We start from the raw sequence: 17284 nt of genomic DNA, 5'->3' as shown, positions 1-17284 counted from the left end.
TGATTCCTCTGGATCTCGTCCCACCACACACCCTCACGATCAGGGTGTTGCGACAACCAGTTGAATCCGCCCTGTCCAGTGCTCGGTGATATCGGTCAGCCAGAGTTCGTTGGTGTCCTCAGCGGAGAAGTCACGCTTCACGAGATCATCGTGGACCGGCGGCCCGGGGCGCTTCCCGTTCTTGCCGCGCTTCTTGCCGAACACGGACCACCACTGATTGTCCCGGCAGATCCGCCACGCGGTCCGCTCGCACATGCGCTGGCCAGCGGCCTCCGCTTCGCCGACCAGGAACCGATACCCGAACTCGGGATCATCGCGGTGGGCGTCGAACAACGCGTTCGCCCGGTAGGCCTCGACCAGCTCAGACTCCGTGACCTGTTGTTTCCGCCATCGGTAGTAGGGCTGGCGGGAGAGCTTCAGGACCCGCAGGGACACCGCGACGGGGATACCGTCGGCAGCGAGCTCATTCACGAGCGGGTAGAAGATTTTCCCGGCAGGTTCGCCTGCGAAAGATACGCCGCGGCGCGGCGCAAGACCTCGTTCTCCTGCTCCAGCAGCCGGATCCGCTTACGCGCATCACGCAGCTCGGAGGACTCCTCGCGCGACTTGCCGACACGGTTGCCGTCGTCGATGTCGGCTTGGCCGATCCATTTATGCAGCGTCATCTCGTGAACGCCGAAGTCCTTCGCGATCTGCGCGATCGTGACGCCATCCTCACGGGACCGGGCCACACGCACGACATCGTCGCGGAACTCCTGAGGGTAGGGAGCAGGCATAGTGCACATCCTTCCAGGCCGCCCTACGGGCAAGCCAGATCAGATGTCACCTATCCGTGCAGCAGCCCCATGTAAGAACCGCGGAGGAAGTTGAGGAGTTCTTCGATCAGATGCGAGCAGCGACCGAGACCGGTGCGGACACCACCATCACCCTCACCGACTACGCCGCTGCTGTCGGGGATCGTGGGCAGCGGGGCTTGGACCCTACCTCGACCGCTGAGCTCTACGACACCGGACTCCGTCTCCGGGTGTTGCCTGCGCTTGGGCACGTCCGGGTTGCGCAGATCACTGCGGGGATGATCGATCGCACCATCGACTCGTGGGAGGCCGAGCACTCTGCCTCGACGATCAAGAACTCCATCGCGCCACTCGTTCGGGTGCTCGATGAGGCGGTGCGTGACGACATCATCTCCATCAACCCTGCCAAGCACCGAGCCCGCCGCAACCTCGGCAAACACTCCACCCACACCACCGGAGCGCTGCGGCAGTACGCCCTCCCGGACTTGGCGACGCTGCGCAAGCTCGCGACCGCGTGCGGGGAGGTGCATCAGTCGTATTCCGATCACGTCATGCTCGCAGCGCTCCTCGCCGCCAGAGTTTCAGAGGTCGCGGGGCTGAGGGTCGGAGACGTGGACTGGGAGAACCACATCGTATGGATCAGACGCCATCACTATCCCGGCAAAGGCGGCCTCGTCATCAAACAGACCAAAGGCCGCCGCGACCGCCCCGTGCCGATGCTCGACGCCCTCGAACCCGTCCTCGAACGCCTCACCACCGACAAGAAACCCGACGAGCCACTCCTACGCGGACCCCGCGGCGGCGTCCTCACCACCGCTACCGTCAGAGACGCCACCCACTGGGATGAACTCGTCGCAGGCCTCAACCTCACCGGCCTTACCCGTCACGGGCTCAGGCACACCGGAGCGACCTGGATGGCCGACGCCCGCATCGCCCTGCACATCCTCCAAGAGATCCTCGGACATCAGTCGATCGAGACGACCAAGGGGTACCTCCACCCCGACCATCGGCACCTCGCCGAGGCCGCGAGGCAGGCCAATCAGTTCCTCTCGAAGACCCCGCAGAGGAAGGACGCCAGCCGCCGCGACGGACCCCGCCTTTGACCGTCTTCGGACCCACGCTCCGACCCTGCCAAAGGGGGCCGGAGCACCGTCATGCCCGCGTTTTGGTGCACCTCATGGTCACCTTTTGGTGCACTCCGCGACCATCGAGGCCGAAAGGAAGTGGACCAATCCGCGAACGAGCGGTAGGGGCGGATCGGGGAAGTGGACCAGCCAGTGACCACCTCCAGATACGACGAAGCCCTGGTGAAAATTGCTTCTCACCAGGACTTTTTGTCGGGATGACAGGATTTGAACCTGCGACCCCTTGACCCCCAGTCAAGTGCGCTACCAAGCTGCGCCACATCCCGCGACCGTGTTCGACACCGTTTCCGGCCCCGAACACCCGAGTTACATTACCCCAACCCTGCCCGAATTTCACATCGGCGCGGGCGACTCGCGAGCCGCCCGCGCCGACTGGAAACCGAGCCAGTAGGGGCAACCACTCAGCGCTTGCGCTGCCGCTTCTCCCGCACGCGCATGGTGACCTCCAGCGGGGTGCCCTCGAACCCGAAGGTCTCGCGGATGCGGCGTTGGATGAACCGGCGGTAGCCGGGGTCCAGGAAGCCCGTGGTGAACAGCACGAACTTGGGCGGCCGGGAGGCCACCTGCGTCCCGAAGAGGATCCGGGGCTGCTTGCCACCGCGCACGGGGTGCGGATGGGCGGCCACGATCTCTCCCAGGAACGCATTGAGCCGCCCGGTGGGGATGCGGCGGTCCCAGGAGTCCAGGGAGGTGTGCAGCGCCGGGACCAGCTTGTCCTTGTGCCACCCGGTCTTGGCCGAGAGGTTCACCCGGGGAGCCCAGGAGACGTGGGCCAGATCCCGTTCGATCTCGCGTTCCAGGTAGAACCGACGCTCGTCGTCCAGGGTGTCCCACTTGTTGAACGCGAGCACCAGCGCGCGGCCCGAGTCCACGGCCATTTGCAGGATGCGCACGTCTTGTTCGGAGAGCACCTCGTCCACGGCGAGCAGCACCACGGCCACCTCGGCGCGTTCTAGAGCGGTCTGGGTGCGCAGCGACGCGTAGAAGTCCGCCCCCTGCTGCAGGTGCACGCGGCGGCGGATGCCGGCGGTGTCGATGAAACGCCACGGTTTCCCGCCGAGCATCACGATCTCGTCCACGGGGTCACGCGTGGTGCCGGCGGTCTCGTCCACGACCACGCGCTCGGAACCGGCGAGCTTGTTCAACAGGGAGGACTTGCCCACGTTGGGCCGCCCGATCAGGGCCACGCGGCGCGGTCCACCCTCGAGCTCGGCCTCGGCCACCTCCGAGTACTCGGGCAGCGCCGCCACGAGGGCGTCCAGCGCGTCGCCAGAGCCCTTGCCATGCAGCGCGGAGACCGGGAACGGCTCCCCCATGCCCAGGGACCACAGCGCGGTGGCCTCGATCTCGAGCTGCGGGGAATCCGCCTTGTTGGCCACCACGATGATCGGCTTGGTCACGCGCCGCAGCATGGACACCACGGCCTCGTCGGTCGCGGTGACCCCCACGGTCACGTCCAGCACGAGCAGCACGGCGTCCGCGTTCTCCACGGCCAGCTCCGCCTGATCGGCCACGCGCTTGTGGATGCCCTTTGCGTCCTGCTCCCACCCGCCGGTGTCCACCAGGGTGAAGTTCTTCCCGTTCCACTCCGCCTTGTAGGACACACGGTCGCGCGTGACGCCCGGGGTGTCCTCGACCACGGCCTCGCGGCGCCCGATCACGCGGTTGACCAGTGTGGACTTGCCCACGTTAGGCCGGCCGACCACGGCCACCACGGGGTCGGGGCGGCGGGCGTCCCGCTCGTCGTCGCCGTCGACCCAGTCCGCGAGCAGCGCGGCGTCCTCATCATCCAGCTCGTAGTCGGCCAGCCCTTCGCGCAGGGCCTGCGCGCGGGCCTCGGCCTCGGCGTCGTCGATCGCGGCCAGGCGCTGGGAGATGTCCTCGTTGCCCCCGCCCAGGACGGACTGTTCGTAGGAGTCCACCGTGGGCTCGTCCGATGCGCTCATGGTTACCTCGCTTCCTCGGGGGCGTTGGCGCCCGTGTCGTGAGGCGCGGCGAGCGCCCCGTCGTGTGTGGTGGCGCGGATGATCAGGTCGATCACGCCCTGCACCGTTTGTTCCATGGTCAGTTCGGAGGAGTCGAGCAGGTGCACGCCGTCCTGCGCCGTAGTGAAGTTCACCACGGTGGAGTCCTTGGCGTCCCTGCCCACCACACGGGCCTCCAGGTCCGACGACGCCGCTGCGCCCACCTGTTTGCCCCGCCGCGCCATCCGCGCGGCCTCCGAGGCGGTCAGCAGGATCCGCACCTGGGCGTCCGGGGCCACGACCGTGGTGATGTCCCGGCCCTCGGCCACGATCCGGTACCCGCTGTCCCGGATGATGTCCTGCTGCATGCGCACCAGGACCTCGCGGGCGGGGATGGTCGTGGAGACCGCAGAGACGTGGTCCGTGACCCGGTTACCGCGGATCGCCGTGCGCACGTTCTGCCCGGCCACCGTGATCCGCTCCTCATGGGGATCGGTGCCCATCTCCAGGGCGACGGTCTCGGTTGCGGCCGTGACGGCCTGCGGATCGGTGAGATCCACCCCGGATTCGAGGCACCACCAGGTCACCGCGCGGTACATGGCTCCCGTGTCCAGGTAGGCCAGGTCGAAGCGGCGGGCCACCTCCTTGGACACCGAGGACTTCCCGGAGCCCGAGGGCCCGTCGATCGCGACCACGAGTCGCGCGTTCGTGTCCCATGCGTTCATCACTGCACCACCTTCCAGCCGCGTTCCTGCAGCTCGTCCACGAGGCCTTCCCGGCGGTTGGGATCCACCGAGGCCACGACCAGGCCCACCGGTTGCCCGGGTGAGTGTTCCAGGCGCAGGTCCTCCAGATTGACCCCGATCTCCCCGATCTCCGTGAGCAACTTGGCAATGGTCCCGGGGGTGTCGTCCACGGCCACGGTGAAGGTCGCGAAGGCCCGCGGTGCCCCGCCGTGCTTGCCGGGGATCCGCGCCTGGCCCGCATTGCCCTCGGCCATGAGTTGGGCAATGTCCAGTCGCGCACCGTCCGCCGCCGGGTCCTCCAGCGTGGCGATGAGACGTTCGATGTCCTCGCGCACCTCGTACAGCGAGCGCACCACGGGCCGGGCGTTCGCGGAGAGGATCTGCACCCACAGACCGGGGTCCGAGCCCGCGATCCGGGTGGTGTCCCGCAACCCCTGCCCCGCGAGGGACAGGTGGTGCAGCGGGGTGTCCTGCAACCGGGAGGCCAGCAGGGATGACATCACCTGCGGTACGTGGGAGATCAGCGCGACGGTCTCGTCGTGTTCGGTGGGGTCCAACACCGTGATCGTGGCGCCGAGGTCCACCGCGAGGTTCTTCGCCGCCGTGATGGCGCCCGCACCGGTCTCAGGACCGGGGCAGATCACCCACGGCATGGATGTGAACAACTCCCCGCGCGCGGCCACGGGCCCGGACTTCTCCCGCCCGGTCATGGGGTGGGTCCCCACGTACCGGGTGAGGTCCGCACCGGAGGCCGTGACGGCGGCCAGGATGGGGGCCTTGACGGAGGCGATGTCCAGCACCGTGGCACCCGGGTGATCGGTCAGTGCCTGCACCACGAGCTCGGCCACGACGTCCGGAGGGGCCGCGACCACCACGAGCACGGGCTCGGGCACGTCCCCGCCCGCGGCGCGCACGCTGCGCCCCGCGCCGATGTCCTGGGCCACGGCCTCCGTGGTGGGCGAGGAGTCCCGCAAGTACACGCTCACACCCAGGTGCCGCAGGCCCAGGCCGATGCTCGCCCCGAGCAGACCGGAACCAATGACCAGCACCGGTCCGGTCGTGGATGCTGTCACGGGAACCACGATCACATCCCCACGGACGCGAGGAGGTTGCCCACCTCGGTGTGCGAGAGCTTGCGCACGGTGCCCTGGCGCTGGTCCCCGATCGCAATGGGGCCCACGTGGGTGCGCGCGAGCTTCTCCACGGGGTGGTTCACGGCGTCGAACATGCGGCGCACGATCCGGTTGCGCCCGGAGTGCAGCACCACCTCGATGAGCACGTGCCCGGGGGTGGAGTCCACGAGGCGGAAGTCGTCCACCTTCGCATCGCCGTCCTCGAGCCGGATGCCCTGCTTCATCTGATTGCCCACGCCCTTCTCCACGGGCCCGTGCACCTGGACCAGGTACGTCTTGGGGACCTCGTAGGAGGGGTGGGTCAGGCGGTTGGTGAGCTCGCCGTCGTTGGTGAGCAGCAGCAGACCCTCGGTCTCCACGTCCAGACGGCCCACGTGGAACACGCGTTCGTGCTTGCGCGGGTCCAGGAAGTCGCTCACGCAGCGCCGGCCGTCCGGGTCCTCCATGGTGGAGACCACACCGGCGGGCTTGTTGAACGCGTAGTAGACGAGCTTCTCGTCGGTCTGGATGCGCATCCCGTCCACGTGCACGGCCTGCAGCACAGGATCCACGCGCACGCCCAGCTCGGTGACGATCTCACCGTCCACGGACACGCGCCCGTCCTGGATCATCTCCTCGCACACGCGCCGGCTCGCCACGCCCGCCTGGGCCATGAGCTTCTGCAGTCGCACGCCGTTCTCGTCGTGCACCTCCAGCCGGTCCACGGGCGGGTTCTTGGGACGACGACGCCGGTGCGGGCCGTGCTCCTTGATTGCCGCCGCGCGGCGCTCGTACTTGTCCACGCCCGCGAACGCGCGGGGCTTCTGGGGTCCCTTGCGGGACGCCGCGGCCTTGGGCTTGCCCGCCGCCTTGCCGCGCCCGGCACCTGGGCCCTTGGAGTAGCCGCGCCCGGCTGCGTCGCCCGAGCGGGATCCGGAGGCCTTACCGGGACCCGAGCGGAAGCCGGCCTTGGGCCCGGATTTGGAGCCCTTGCCGCGACCCTGGGGGCCGCGGGCTCCCCCGCCGCGGGATGGGTTGTTGCGTGATTGTGCCATGCGTCGATCAGTCCTCTATGTCGTCAAGTTGGTCGGTTCCCGGCAGCAGGGGTGCGATGTCCGGGAGCTCGTCCAGCGAGCCGAGACCGAGTTTTTCCAGGAAGAGCGGGGTGGTGGAGTACAGGACGGAGCCCGTGGCCTCCTCGCGCTCGTGGGCCGTAAGCAGCCCGCGCTGCACCAGGGTGCGTACCACGCCGTCCACGTTCACGCCGCGGATCGCCGAGACACGGGAACGGGAGACCGGTTGCAGGTAGGCCACCACGGCCAGGGTCTCCAGGGCGGCCTGCGACAACCGCGAGCTGCTGCCCTCCACCACGAAGTCCGTGACGAGCTGCGCATGCTCGCTGCGGGAGTAGATTCGCCACCCGCCGGCCACTTCGCGCAGTTCGAAACCACGCACGCGGGCGGCGGGCACCGCGTCGTCGCGAGAGGCCGACCGTCCATCATATCCGGCGGCGCCGTCCCGTGGTGAGTGCGGCGGGGTGTTTCCGATCACGCCATCGTAGTCGGCCTTGAGGTGTTCCAAGGCGCTGCGTACCCGGTGCACGGGCTCGCCCGTGACGCGCGCGAACTCCTCGAGCTGCACGGGGGCCGCGGCCACCATGAGCACGGCCTCCAGGGCCGAATACAACTGCGCGTCGTCGAGCCCTGTGGACTGTTCCGAGTCGTGGGTGTCGACGATGTCGACATTGGGGGGTCGTGCGGGGCTGGGTTCCGCCACGCGCTCATCATCTCCTTCGGTACGGTTCACACCGATCCTGTGCGGGAATCATTCTCCCAGGTTTTGCTCCCCGGCGCTCGCCGCCGGATCCGCCTCCGCGCCCGTGTACTCGCTGCTCAGGGACTCGGCGGTCCAGTCGTCGGAGCCGTCCCAGCGCACGAGCAGGGGTCCGAGCACCTCGTCCTGGCGCATGCGCACCACCCGGTCTCGGTACATCTCGAGCAGGGCCAGGAACCTCACGACGATCACGAGCGTGGACGTCGCGTCCGCGATCAGTGACCGGAACGTGTGTTCCTCGCCGTCCCGCAGCGCCTCGGCGATCGTCTCGGCCTCGTCCGCGACCCGCACCCGCGCGCCGTGGAGGTGAGCGACGTCGACCTCTTCCGGGACGTGCCGCTCGGGGTCCAGCGCCACGACGGCCAGGTGCGCGAGCTGATCGGGTGTGAGCGTCCACATGAGCGGCGGCAGGGCCGTGACGACCGCGGGGTCCAGGTCCACGTGGCGCGGGATCCGCACGGACTCCGCGGCGAAGCGCGCGTTGAGCTGCCCCGCGACCTCCTTGAACGCCTTGTACTGCAGCAGGCGTGCGAACAGCAGGTCGCGCGCTTCGAGCAGTTCGACGTCGTACTCGTCCTCGACCTCGCCGCGCGGCAACAAGCGCGCCGCCTTGAGATCCAACAGGGTGGCCGCGACCACGAGGAACTCGCTCGCCTCGTCGAGCGCCTTGGGCGAGGCGATCTCCTGCAACTCTCGCACGTACTGGATGAACTCGTCCGTGACCGCGGACAGGGACACCTGGGTGATATCCATCTCGTGCTTGGCGATCAGGGACAACAGGACGTCGAACGGACCCTGGAAGTTCTCGAGCGCCACGGTGAAACCCGCGGCCGCCCCGGACGACGCGTCCGACGGCTCGCCGGAGGACCCACCCGACGCCGCGTTCGCCTCGAGCTCGACGGTGCTCACGAGTGCGTGGGGATCACGGCGCCCCGCCGCGCGAGATCAGCTCGCGCGCGAGCTGACGGTAGGACTCGGCACCGGGGTGGTTGCTCGCGAAGTTGAGGATCGGCTCCGCGGCCACGGTGGCGTCCGGGAACTTCACGGTGCGCTTGATGACGGTGTCGAAGACCTTGTCCCCGAACGCGTCCACGATGCGCGCGATGACCTCGCGCGAGTGCAGGGTGCGGGAGTCGAACATGGTGGCCAGCACGCCGTCGATCTGCAGCTTGGGGTTGATCCGCTCCTGGACCTTGGAGATCGAATCCACGAGCAGTGCGACCGCGCGCAGCGCGAAGAACTCGCAGATCAGCGGGATGATCACGCCGTGGGAGGCCGTGAGCGCGTTGACCGTGAGCAGCCCCAGGGATGGCTGGCAGTCGATCAGGATGACGTCGTAGTAGTCCTCGACCTTGCGCAGCGCGGACGCGAGCACCTGCTCGCGGGCCACCTCGGTCACGAGCTGGACCTCCGCGGCGGAGAGGTCGATGTTGGCGGGCAACAGGTCCACGTTCTCCACATGGGTCTGCTGCACCACGTCCCACACGTCCACGGAACGGTCCATCATGACGTTGTAGATGGTCAGGTCCAGCTCGTGGGGGTTGGACCCGAAGCCCGCGGACAGCGCGCCCTGCGGGTCGAAGTCCACGAGCAGCACCTTGCGCCCCAACTCGGCGAGCGCGGCCCCCAGGTTGATCGTGGACGTGGTCTTACCCACCCCGCCCTTCTGGTTGACCATCGCGATGATGCGGGCGGGGCCGTGTTCCGTGAGCTCGGGCGGGTCCGGGAAGGTCCGCACGGGGCGGCCGGTGGGGCCTACGGCGTCCGACGCCGGGTTCTGCTGGGGCGTCTCATCACTGGCGTTGCTCACGGGCGACAGCCTTCCTTCCTGGGCGTCCGTTCAAGTCTCAACGCCCTACCCTACCGCCCGGGGGTGCACCCGACCGGTACCAGCTGCGCTCCCCCGCACGAACGTGGACATGCACCGGGCCCCACTGCGGTGACGGCGGGGCCCGGTACGGGGTCTCGGCGGCGTGACCTGGGGAGTCAGTGCTCCCTCGGGGTCACGGGCCGGGATTCCGGATGTCCCTCGAGGGCCTGCTCCGGGGCGGTCGGGGAGCCGTGCGGGTCCACCGTGAGGGATTCCTCGTCGAAGGGCTCGGCACCCGAGAGCACCCGGCGCACCCGGTCCTTGTCCACCTGCTTGACCCACGTGCCCAGCACCAGGGTGGCCACCGCGTTACCGGAGAAGTTGGTCAGGGCGCGGGCCTCGGACATGAAGCGGTCGATCCCCACGATCAACCCCACGCCGTCCACGAGGTCCGGGCGGTGGGACTGCAGGCCGGCGGCCAGTGTGGCGATGCCCGCGCCGGAGACGCCGGCCGCACCCTTGGACGCGATGATCATGAACAGCAGCAGCGTGATCTGCTCCCCCAGCGCCAGCGGCTTGCCCATGGCGTCCGCGACGAACAGCGCACCCATGGTCAGGTAGATCGCGGTGCCGTCCAGGTTGAACGAGTAACCCGTGGGCACCACCACACCCACGACCGGCTTGGACACACCCAGGTGCTCCATCTTGGCGATCAATCGCGGCAGGGCCGCCTCGGAGGAGGACGTGGAGAAGATCAGCAGGTACTCGCGGGCCAGGTACCTCATGAGCGAGAAGATGTTGACCCCGGAGACGAGCTTGAGGATCAACCCCAGGACCATCACGATGAACAGGATGCACGTGACGTAGAACGCGAGCATGAGCCCAATCATGGACACGATGGCTTTCATGCCGGTGGCACCGACCACCGCGGCGATCGCCCCGAGCGCACCGATGGGTGCGAGCCACATGACCATCATGAGCAGCCGGAACACGACCGCCTGGATGTAGGTCACGGCCTTGAGCACGGGCTTGCCGGACTCCCCCATGGCCTGCAGTGCGAAGCCCACGAGCAGCGCGACCAGCAGGGTCTGCAGGATGTTCCCGGAGGTCAGGGCGGAGAACAGCGTGGTGGGGACGATGCCCAGCACGAAGCCCACGGCACCGCCCTCGGCCGAGTGGTCTCCCCCGGAGGCCAGCCCCGAGGAGTCGTAGTGCGCGTTGGCCAGGTCCAGTCCGGATCCGGGCTGGACGATGTTGCCGACCACCAGACCGATCGCGAGCGCGAACGTGGACATCACGATGAAGTAGGTCAGCGCGAGCCCACCCACCTTGCCCACCGTGGCGGCGTGGGCGATGGACCCCACCCCGAGCACGATCGTGCAGAAGATCACCGGCGCGATCATCATCTTAATCAGGGCGATGAACCCCGTGCCGAGCGGCTTCAGCGCCACACCGACGTCCGGGAACAACAACCCGATCAGCGCGCCGAGCACCACGCCGGCGATCACGAAGATGTAGAGGTAGTGGGTGCGGTCCTTCTTCCGCGGACCGGCGCCCGCGGCGCGGGCTCCCCCGGGGACGCTGCCCCGGACGCGCGTGTCTGACATGGTGTCTCCTGACGGATCGGAGGTGGTTCGGTGGTGGAATGGTGATCAGCCTCACGCACCATCCGCGCCCGCGTCGCGTTGTGGTCATATCGTTCATGACCGGGATCACAGTGCCCGCCGCGGACCTCCCGCTGCCCGCCCGTACGACCCGCACCATTCGCTCGGAGCCGCCATGTCCCTTGCCCGCCGTTTCCTCGCCCTGCAGTTGGGGCTCGTGGTGGTCATCTCGCTCGTGGTGGCCGGTGTGATGGTGTGGCAGACCCACACTCGGGTCACGGAGCAGGCCCAGGCGGTCACGCGGGTGGCCACGGGAACACTCGTGGACGATCCGTTCGTGCGGGACGCACTGCTCTCCTCCGACCCCCACCCGAGGCTGCAGGAGTTGACGAGCACCCTCGAACGGGACACCGCGGTGGACTTCATCACGATCATGACCCCGGACGGCACCCGGATCACCCACCACGACGAGGGCCTCGTGGGTCAGCAGTACCTGGGTGACCGTTCGCAGGCGCTGCGCGGCGAGGTGCACACCGCGACCGAGGTGGGTCGGCTGGGTCCCTCCGTGCGCACGATCGCGCCCGTGCGGGACCGGGATGGGACCATCATCGGACTCGTGTCCTCGGGGGTGCTCGTGAACCGGATCGCCGCGGAGAGCCGCCACGAGCTGCCAGGGCTCGCCCTGATCGTGGGTGCGCTGCTCGCGGCGGCCTCGGTGGTCTGCGTCCTGGTGGCGCGCTACCTCAACCGCGTCACGGACGGGCGCTCCCCCGAATCCCTCGTGCGCGGTCTCGCGCTCAACCGCGCGGTGCTGTCCCGCGCACGGGAAGGGCTCGTGCTGCTGGACCCCGCCGACCGCCCGGTGCTGAGCAACACGCGCGCCGGTGAGCTGCTCGGCGTCACCCCCGGCGAGCAGCGCGGCTCCTCGCCGGAGGACACCCGCTTCGAGCCGTACGACAACGCCCGCTCCGGCCCCGGGAGCCCACGACGCGGTCGCGGTCTCTCGGGTCCACGCGGGATCGCCCGACGACGACGCCGCCCCGCCGCCGAGCCCGTGCCCCCGGCCGTAGCCGAGCTGCTCGCCCGGGCGGACACGTTCACGGACGAACGCTGCACCGTGGCGGGACGCACCCTGGTGGCCTCGTGCACCCGGGTCTCGGAGGACTCCGGGCTGCGTGTGCTGATGGTCCAGGACCAGACGGAGCTGAGCAGGATGTCCGGCGAGCTGGACACCGTGCGCACGATGGCCGCCGGGCTGCGCGCCCAGACCCACGAGCACGCCAACCGGATGCACACCGTGGTCTCGCTGCTCGAACTCGAGCGCTACCCCCAGGCCCGGGACTTCGCGGCCTCGACCCTCGAGGGGTCAGTGCGATTGGGTGTGACCGCCCGGGAGATCGAGGACCCGTACGTCGCGGCATTGCTCGCGGGTAAGACCGCCACGGCCCACGAACGCGGCGTGGAACTCGTGGTCGTGACCCACGAGCGGGTGCCACCGCTCGCCGTGGACCCGTCCGAGCTCGTGAGCGTCCTCGGCAACCTCGTCGACAATGCCGTGGATGCGGTCAGCGATGTCGAACGGGACGAACGTCCGGACGACGAACCGCCCACCGTGGAGGTGGAACTCGTCCCGTCCCGAGACGGGCGGTTCGTGCACCTCACGGTCGCCGACAACGGGCCCGGCATCCGACCGGACGTGCGGGAGCGGCTCTTCGACCCCGGGGTCACCACCAAGCCCGCCACGGACGCACCCCGCGGGGTGGGCCTGGACGTCGTGCGCCGGGCGGTGGAGGGCTGGGGTACCGAACTCACGGTGTCCCACGAGGCGGGCGCAGTGTTCTCGGTGGACATCCCCGCGCAGCACCCCGCCCTCGATCGAAAGGAGAACCGATGATCCGCGTGCTCGTGGTGGACGACGAAGCCCTGACGGCGTCCGCGCACGCCGAGTACGTGGCCCGCTGCGCGGGATTCGAGGTGGCAGGGGTCGCGCGCAACGGCACGGCGGCCGTGCGCGCGGTGCGGGAGCGGGCGGCGTCGTCGACCCCGGTGGACCTCGTACTGCTGGACCTCACGCTCCCGGACATCTCCGGGCTCGAGGTGGCCCGGGCCCTGCGAGCACAGCGCGCGGCCGTGGACCTGCTGATCGTCACCGCACACCGGGACGTGGCCACGGTGCGGGACGCCACCGCGGTGGGGGTGGTGGGCTACCTCGTGAAACCGTTCACGTTCGACGAGCTGCGGCGCAAGCTCGAGGCCTACGCCGCCTACCACCGGGTGCTCGCGGCGGCCACGCCGGACGACGCCGCGATCGAGCAAGCGGAGCTCGACCGGATCTTCGCCGCCCTGGTTGCTCGCCCCGCTCCCGCGCCGCCCAAGGGTCTCGCTCCCGACACCCTCGAAGTGGTCGCCGGCTTCCTGCGGGAGGCCCCCGACTACCACTCCGCGGGTGAGCTCGCCCGTGAACTGGGGCTGGCCCGCGTGACCGCGCGGCGTTACCTCGAGCACCTGTGCGCGGCGGGTTCCGTGGACCGGCGGGCGCGCCACGGCACACCCGGGCGCCCCGAACTGGAATACGGGTGGCGCCGCTGAACTCAGCGGCGCCACCCGTACGGTGATCGATCGATCGTGGGGGGGGACTACTCGGAGGTCACGGCGCTGCTTTCCGCGCGGGCACGACGGCGCTCGCGGCGGCGTCGTACGAACGGGACGTGGACCCTGGCCACGAGCCCGCGGTGCGCGCGGTGCATCAGCATCTTCAGGGGCCCCGGTGCGGGTACGGCGCGCGGAGAACGCGGCCACCAGCCCGAGCACGCCGAAGGCCACCATGGACGAGGTCCCGTAACGGGACAGGGAGCTCGTGGTTTCCGCCCACAGGGTGCGGCACGCGATGTCCAGGGGCAGGCCCACCAGGAACCCCAAGGCGCCCACGAGGAACAGGCCCAGACCCATCGTGAACATGATGGGGATCTCGAAGCGCACGGCCACGAAGGTCTCCAGGCCTTCCGCGACCATCCCCCGTACGACTCGGTGTTGCGCAGCCCACCGCCGCCGTTGCCGACGGCGCCCAGGATCGCCGGCGCCGATGGACGAACGGCTCGAGGACTGGCCCGGCAGCAGGGTGAGCACCGTGATCATCACGGCGTGCAGCGCCAGGCCGATCCAGAGCCAGATCTTCTAGGCTTGGGGACTCGTGGCCAGCACCGCCGCGACCACCAGGGCCGCGAGACTGCTTACGGACGAGCTCGAGAAGAGCCAGATGTTGGTCAACAGGGTGCCCAGGATCGCCAGGCCGCGCAGGACTTCCAGAGCCACGAGCCGTCTGCTCGTACTCAGGGCAAGGGCCTGGGTCCCCGTCCACCGCACGTGCCGAGTCACCGGACGGCGGGTGGCAACACCCCGCGAGCGGTCCTTGACCGCGCGGACGGGGAGTGTTTGTGCGGAGTCAGAGTGTCTACGCGACTGCCGAATGCCCGCGCGGATCCTGTCGGTCCGCGCGAGCCGCTACCCCTGCTCGCGCGGTGCCAGCACGGCGTGCAGCGCCTCAAGTACGGAATCGTCCTCGATGGTCGAGGGCACCGTGTACTTCTCCCCGTCCGCCATCTGACGCATGGTCTTGCGCAGGATCTTCCCCGAGCGGGTCTTGGGCAGTGCGTCCACCACGGCCACGTCCTTGAAGTCCGCCACGGGCCCTATCTGCGAACGCACCATGCCCACGAGGTCCTCGCGCAGCTTCTGGGGTTCGATGTCCGATCCGGTCTTGAGCACCACATACCCGCTGGGGCGCTGACCCTTGAGGGGATCGTTCACACCGATCACCGCGCACTCGGCCACGTCCGGGTGGGTCGCCACGACCTGCTCCATGTGCCCCGTGGACAACCGGTGCCCGGAGACGTTGATGACGTCGTCGGTGCGGCCCATCACGAACACGTACCCGTTCTCATCGATGTAGCCCGAGTCCCCCGTGGCGTAGTAGCCCGGGAACGCCGAGAGGTAGGAGGACACGAACCGCTCGTCGTTGCGCCACAGGGTCACCAGGGTGCCCGGCGGCAGGGGCAGCCGCACCGCGATGTTGCCCTCTTCCCCCGGACCCAGCGGCTCACCCACGGGATCGAGGATCTCCACGTTGAACCCGGGCACGGGGACCGTGGGCGAGCCCGCCACTATTGGCAGCTTCTCGATCCCGAAGGGGTTGGCGCAGATGGCCCACCCGGTCTCGGTCTGCCACCAGTGGTCCACCACGGGCACCCCGAGCACGTCCGAGGCCCAGCGGTGGGTCTCCGGGTCCAGTCGCTCACCGGCCACGAACAGCGTCTGCAGCGAGGAGATGTCGTAGTCGCGCACCAGGTCCCCCTGCGGATCGGCCTTGCGGATAGCGCGCAACGCCGTGGGGGCGGTGAACAGCACCTTGACCCCGTGCTCGGCCACGCGCTTCCAGAAGGCCCCGGCGTCCGGGGTGCCCACGGGCTTGCCCTCGTAGACCACGGTGGTCGCGCCGGCCAACAGGGGCCCGTAGACGATGTAGGAGTGGCCCACGACCCATCCCACGTCCGAGGCGGTCCACATCACGTCCCCGGCGCCGATGTCGTAGATGTTGCGCATGGACCAGCTCAAGGCCACCGCGTGCCCGCCGTTGTCCCGCACCACGCCCTTGGGGGTGCCCGTGGTGCCGGAGGTGTAGAGGATGTAGAGCGGGTCGGTGGCCTTGACCGTCACGGGCTCCGCGGGCGTCACGCCGTCCTGCGCCTCGGTCCACGACAGCCACGCGGGCCCGCCGTCGCCGGCCCGCTCGCGCGCCTGGGCCACGGTCGTGACGAAACCGTCCCGTTCGTGCACGAGCACCGCCGACGGCGCGTGGTCGCTCAACTGCAGGGCCTCCTCGATCGCGGGCAGGTACTCGATCCGGCGCTTGGGCTCCACGCCACCGGACGCGGTGACGACGACCACCGGGGCGGAGTCGTCGATCCGGCTCGCCAGTTCCTTGGGGGCGAAACCCCCGAACACGACGGAGTGCACCGCACCCAGTCGCGCGCACGCGAGCATCGCGATCAGGGACTCCGCGATCATGGGCATGTAGAGCAGTACCCGGTCCCCCTTGGTCACACCCTGGGCGGCGAGCGCGCCGGCGAAGCGGGCCACGCGCTCCTGCAGCTGCGCGTACGTGATGTGTTCCTGGGTGTCCAGCACGGCGGAGTCGTAGATCAATGCCGTGCGTTCCCCGTGCCCCGCGGCCACGTGACGGTCCACGGCGTTGACGCACGTGTTGAGCTCCCCGTCCGGGAACCACCGGTAGAGGGGTGCGGCGGAGTCGTCGAGTGCGCGGGTGGGTGGGGTCACCCAGTCCACGGCGTCGGCGGCGTCGAGCCAGAACCGCTCGGGGTCCTCCACGCTGGAACGGTAGACGGATGCGTACGTGGCCTCGGACATGGCTTCCTCCGCGGGTGGTCGTGGTGAGGATCGGTGTCACCAGGATAGTGTCCCTGATCACACAAAACAAGATCTTTGTATACACACGACGCGTAATTTCCTCTTTAGTCCGGGAAAACTCTTGGATCATGACGGGCTCGTGTATACACTGAAGGAACTTTCGATCTTCAGGAGGAGCCATGCGAGCGGGTGAGCGTGCCTACCGCGAACTGCGCGCGGACATCGTGTCGTGGCGCCTGGTCCCCGGGCAGGTCCTGGGCGAAGTGGACCTCTCCGAACGGCTCGGCATCTCCCGCACCCCCGTGCGCGAAGCGCTGTCCCGGCTCACCGCGGACGGGCTCACCGAGCCGCACAACGGCCGCGGCGTCGTCGTCAGCGCCCTATCCGCGGACGACGTGCGCGCCCTCTACGAACTGCGCGACACGCTCGACTGCCGGGCCGCCGAACTCGCCGCCCAGCGCGGCGACCCAGAGACGTTCCGAGCGCTCGCGGACGAACTGTCCCACGCGGCGGAGCGGCTCTCGGACGACCCCGACCACCCCGCGTACTACGATCTCGTGGACCGCATGGACGAACAGATCGACGCCGCCGCGGGCAACCCCTACCTGCAACAGGCCCTCGAGAACGTGCGTCTGCACCTCGCCCGCGTGCGCCGGCTCGCCACCTCCGATCCGCAGCGGCTGGCCGCCGCGGCCGCCGAACACGAGGCGATCGCCCGCGCGATCGCGCACGGGGACGCACCCCTGGCCGTCGCGACCACGCGCGTGCACCTGAAGAACGCCCTGAGCAAGGCCCTCGGCTCACCCGCGCTCTCCGTGGCCCGCCCGGAGGCCTCCTGACCGGGGCGTACGC

Annotated in this window: 16 protein-coding genes and 1 tRNA gene; 4 read left to right on the top strand and 13 right to left on the bottom strand. The window is 69.2% G+C overall.

Annotated features, from left to right (window positions below; genetic code table 11):
- Positions 1 to 39: 39 nt before the first annotated feature.
- Together RF637_RS12465 and RF637_RS12460 are read right to left on the bottom strand one after the other, a co-directional pair.
- Entirely contained in the window at positions 40 to 471 is a 432-nt protein-coding gene (locus RF637_RS12465) for a hypothetical protein (protein ID WP_368844987.1), read from the bottom strand.
- Positions 468 to 776, bottom strand: coding sequence for a transposase (locus RF637_RS12460; protein WP_368844986.1), 309 nt, complete (start codon positions 774 to 776; stop codon positions 468 to 470). Before RF637_RS12460 ends, RF637_RS12465 begins: the two co-directional genes overlap by 4 nt.
- 56 nt (positions 777 to 832) lie before the next feature.
- Here RF637_RS12460 and RF637_RS12455 point away from each other — a divergent pair, with 56 nt between their 5' ends.
- A complete protein-coding gene (locus RF637_RS12455) occupies positions 833 to 1897 on the top strand; it encodes a tyrosine-type recombinase/integrase (RefSeq protein WP_368844985.1) in 1065 nt (354 codons plus the stop codon).
- 234 nt (positions 1898 to 2131) lie between these two features.
- On the opposite strand, the gene RF637_RS12450 is transcribed toward RF637_RS12455, so the two are convergent.
- The 9 genes from RF637_RS12450 to RF637_RS12410 form a co-directional block, all read right to left on the bottom strand.
- Positions 2132 to 2205, bottom strand: a tRNA-Pro gene (locus RF637_RS12450).
- Positions 2206 to 2340: 135 nt separating this feature from the next.
- Positions 2341 to 3885: a ribosome biogenesis GTPase Der gene (gene der / locus RF637_RS12445; protein ID WP_368844984.1), complete on the bottom strand. Its 1545-nt coding sequence runs from the start codon at positions 3883 to 3885 to the stop codon at positions 2341 to 2343.
- A gap of 2 nt (positions 3886 to 3887) precedes the next feature.
- Entirely contained in the window at positions 3888 to 4628 is a 741-nt protein-coding gene (gene cmk, locus RF637_RS12440) for a (d)CMP kinase (protein WP_368836062.1), read from the bottom strand.
- A complete protein-coding gene (locus tag RF637_RS12435) occupies positions 4628 to 5737 on the bottom strand; it encodes a prephenate dehydrogenase (protein ID WP_098055211.1) in 1110 nt (369 codons plus the stop codon). Before RF637_RS12435 ends, cmk begins: the two co-directional genes overlap by 1 nt.
- Entirely contained in the window at positions 5734 to 6816 is a 1083-nt protein-coding gene (locus RF637_RS12430) for a pseudouridine synthase (protein WP_144996930.1), read from the bottom strand. The genes RF637_RS12435 and RF637_RS12430 overlap by 4 nt, the downstream gene beginning before the upstream one ends.
- A gap of 7 nt (positions 6817 to 6823) precedes the next feature.
- A complete protein-coding gene (locus RF637_RS12425; RefSeq protein ID WP_313362327.1) occupies positions 6824 to 7420 on the bottom strand; it encodes an SMC-Scp complex subunit ScpB in 597 nt (198 codons plus the stop codon).
- 165 nt (positions 7421 to 7585) lie between these two features.
- Positions 7586 to 8503 (bottom strand): ScpA family protein, encoded by a 918-nt coding sequence (locus RF637_RS12420; RefSeq protein ID WP_368844983.1) that lies wholly within the window; start codon positions 8501 to 8503, stop codon positions 7586 to 7588.
- 13 nt (positions 8504 to 8516) lie between these two features.
- Complete coding sequence (locus RF637_RS12415; protein ID WP_064847382.1) at positions 8517 to 9404, bottom strand: ParA family protein; 888 nt, start codon at positions 9402 to 9404, stop codon at positions 8517 to 8519.
- 176 nt (positions 9405 to 9580) lie between these two features.
- Positions 9581 to 11011, bottom strand: a complete 1431-nt coding sequence (locus RF637_RS12410) for a cation:dicarboxylase symporter family transporter (RefSeq protein WP_368844982.1) — start codon at positions 11009 to 11011, stop codon at positions 9581 to 9583.
- A 172-nt stretch (positions 11012 to 11183) separates the two neighbouring features.
- Here RF637_RS12410 and RF637_RS12405 point away from each other — a divergent pair, with 172 nt between their 5' ends.
- Positions 11184 to 12902 (top strand): ATP-binding protein, encoded by a 1719-nt coding sequence (locus RF637_RS12405; RefSeq protein ID WP_368844981.1) that lies wholly within the window; start codon positions 11184 to 11186, stop codon positions 12900 to 12902.
- The gene (locus tag RF637_RS12400; protein WP_368844980.1) at positions 12899 to 13597 is read left to right on the top strand and encodes a response regulator; all 699 of its coding nucleotides are present in this window, start codon (positions 12899 to 12901) and stop codon (positions 13595 to 13597) included. Before RF637_RS12405 ends, RF637_RS12400 begins: the two co-directional genes overlap by 4 nt.
- Before the next feature lie 585 nt (positions 13598 to 14182).
- Here the strand turns inward: RF637_RS12400 and RF637_RS12395 are convergent.
- Together RF637_RS12395 and RF637_RS12390 are read right to left on the bottom strand one after the other, a co-directional pair.
- Complete coding sequence (locus RF637_RS12395; protein ID WP_270257494.1) at positions 14183 to 14320, bottom strand: hypothetical protein; 138 nt, start codon at positions 14318 to 14320, stop codon at positions 14183 to 14185.
- Between the two features lie 189 nt (positions 14321 to 14509).
- Positions 14510 to 16432: a propionyl-CoA synthetase gene (locus RF637_RS12390; protein WP_368844979.1), complete on the bottom strand. Its 1923-nt coding sequence runs from the start codon at positions 16430 to 16432 to the stop codon at positions 14510 to 14512.
- A 179-nt stretch (positions 16433 to 16611) separates the two neighbouring features.
- Between RF637_RS12390 and RF637_RS12385 the strand changes: the two genes are divergently transcribed.
- Positions 16612 to 17271, top strand: coding sequence for a GntR family transcriptional regulator (locus RF637_RS12385; RefSeq protein ID WP_368844978.1), 660 nt, complete (start codon positions 16612 to 16614; stop codon positions 17269 to 17271).
- The last annotated feature ends 13 nt before the right edge of the window (positions 17272 to 17284 follow it).

The organism is Kocuria sp. CPCC 204721, assembly GCF_040980945.1.
GTDB classification, from domain to species: Bacteria; Actinomycetota; Actinomycetes; order Actinomycetales; family Micrococcaceae; genus Kocuria; species Kocuria marina.
Note: the sequence above shows the minus strand (reverse complement) of the source record. Positions and strands in the feature narration are given on the sequence as shown.

Coding starts and splice junctions, on each gene's coding strand:
- RF637_RS12400 (WP_368844980.1), top strand. CDS start 12,899: ATGATCCGCGTGCTCGTGGTGGACGACGAAGCCCTGACGGCGTCCGCG.
- RF637_RS12460 (WP_368844986.1), bottom strand. CDS start 776: ATGCCTGCTCCCTACCCTCAGGAGTTCCGCGACGATGTCGTGCGTGTG.
- RF637_RS12425 (WP_313362327.1), bottom strand. CDS start 7,420: ATGGTGGCCGCGGCCCCCGTGCAGCTCGAGGAGTTCGCGCGCGTCACG.
- RF637_RS12430 (WP_144996930.1), bottom strand. CDS start 6,816: ATGGCACAATCACGCAACAACCCATCCCGCGGCGGGGGAGCCCGCGGC.
- RF637_RS12410 (WP_368844982.1), bottom strand. CDS start 11,011: ATGTCAGACACGCGCGTCCGGGGCAGCGTCCCCGGGGGAGCCCGCGCC.
- RF637_RS12405 (WP_368844981.1), top strand. CDS start 11,184: ATGTCCCTTGCCCGCCGTTTCCTCGCCCTGCAGTTGGGGCTCGTGGTG.
- RF637_RS12390 (WP_368844979.1), bottom strand. CDS start 16,432: ATGTCCGAGGCCACGTACGCATCCGTCTACCGTTCCAGCGTGGAGGAC.
- der (WP_368844984.1), bottom strand. CDS start 3,885: ATGAGCGCATCGGACGAGCCCACGGTGGACTCCTACGAACAGTCCGTC.
- cmk (WP_368836062.1), bottom strand. CDS start 4,628: ATGAACGCATGGGACACGAACGCGCGACTCGTGGTCGCGATCGACGGG.
- RF637_RS12385 (WP_368844978.1), top strand. CDS start 16,612: ATGCGAGCGGGTGAGCGTGCCTACCGCGAACTGCGCGCGGACATCGTG.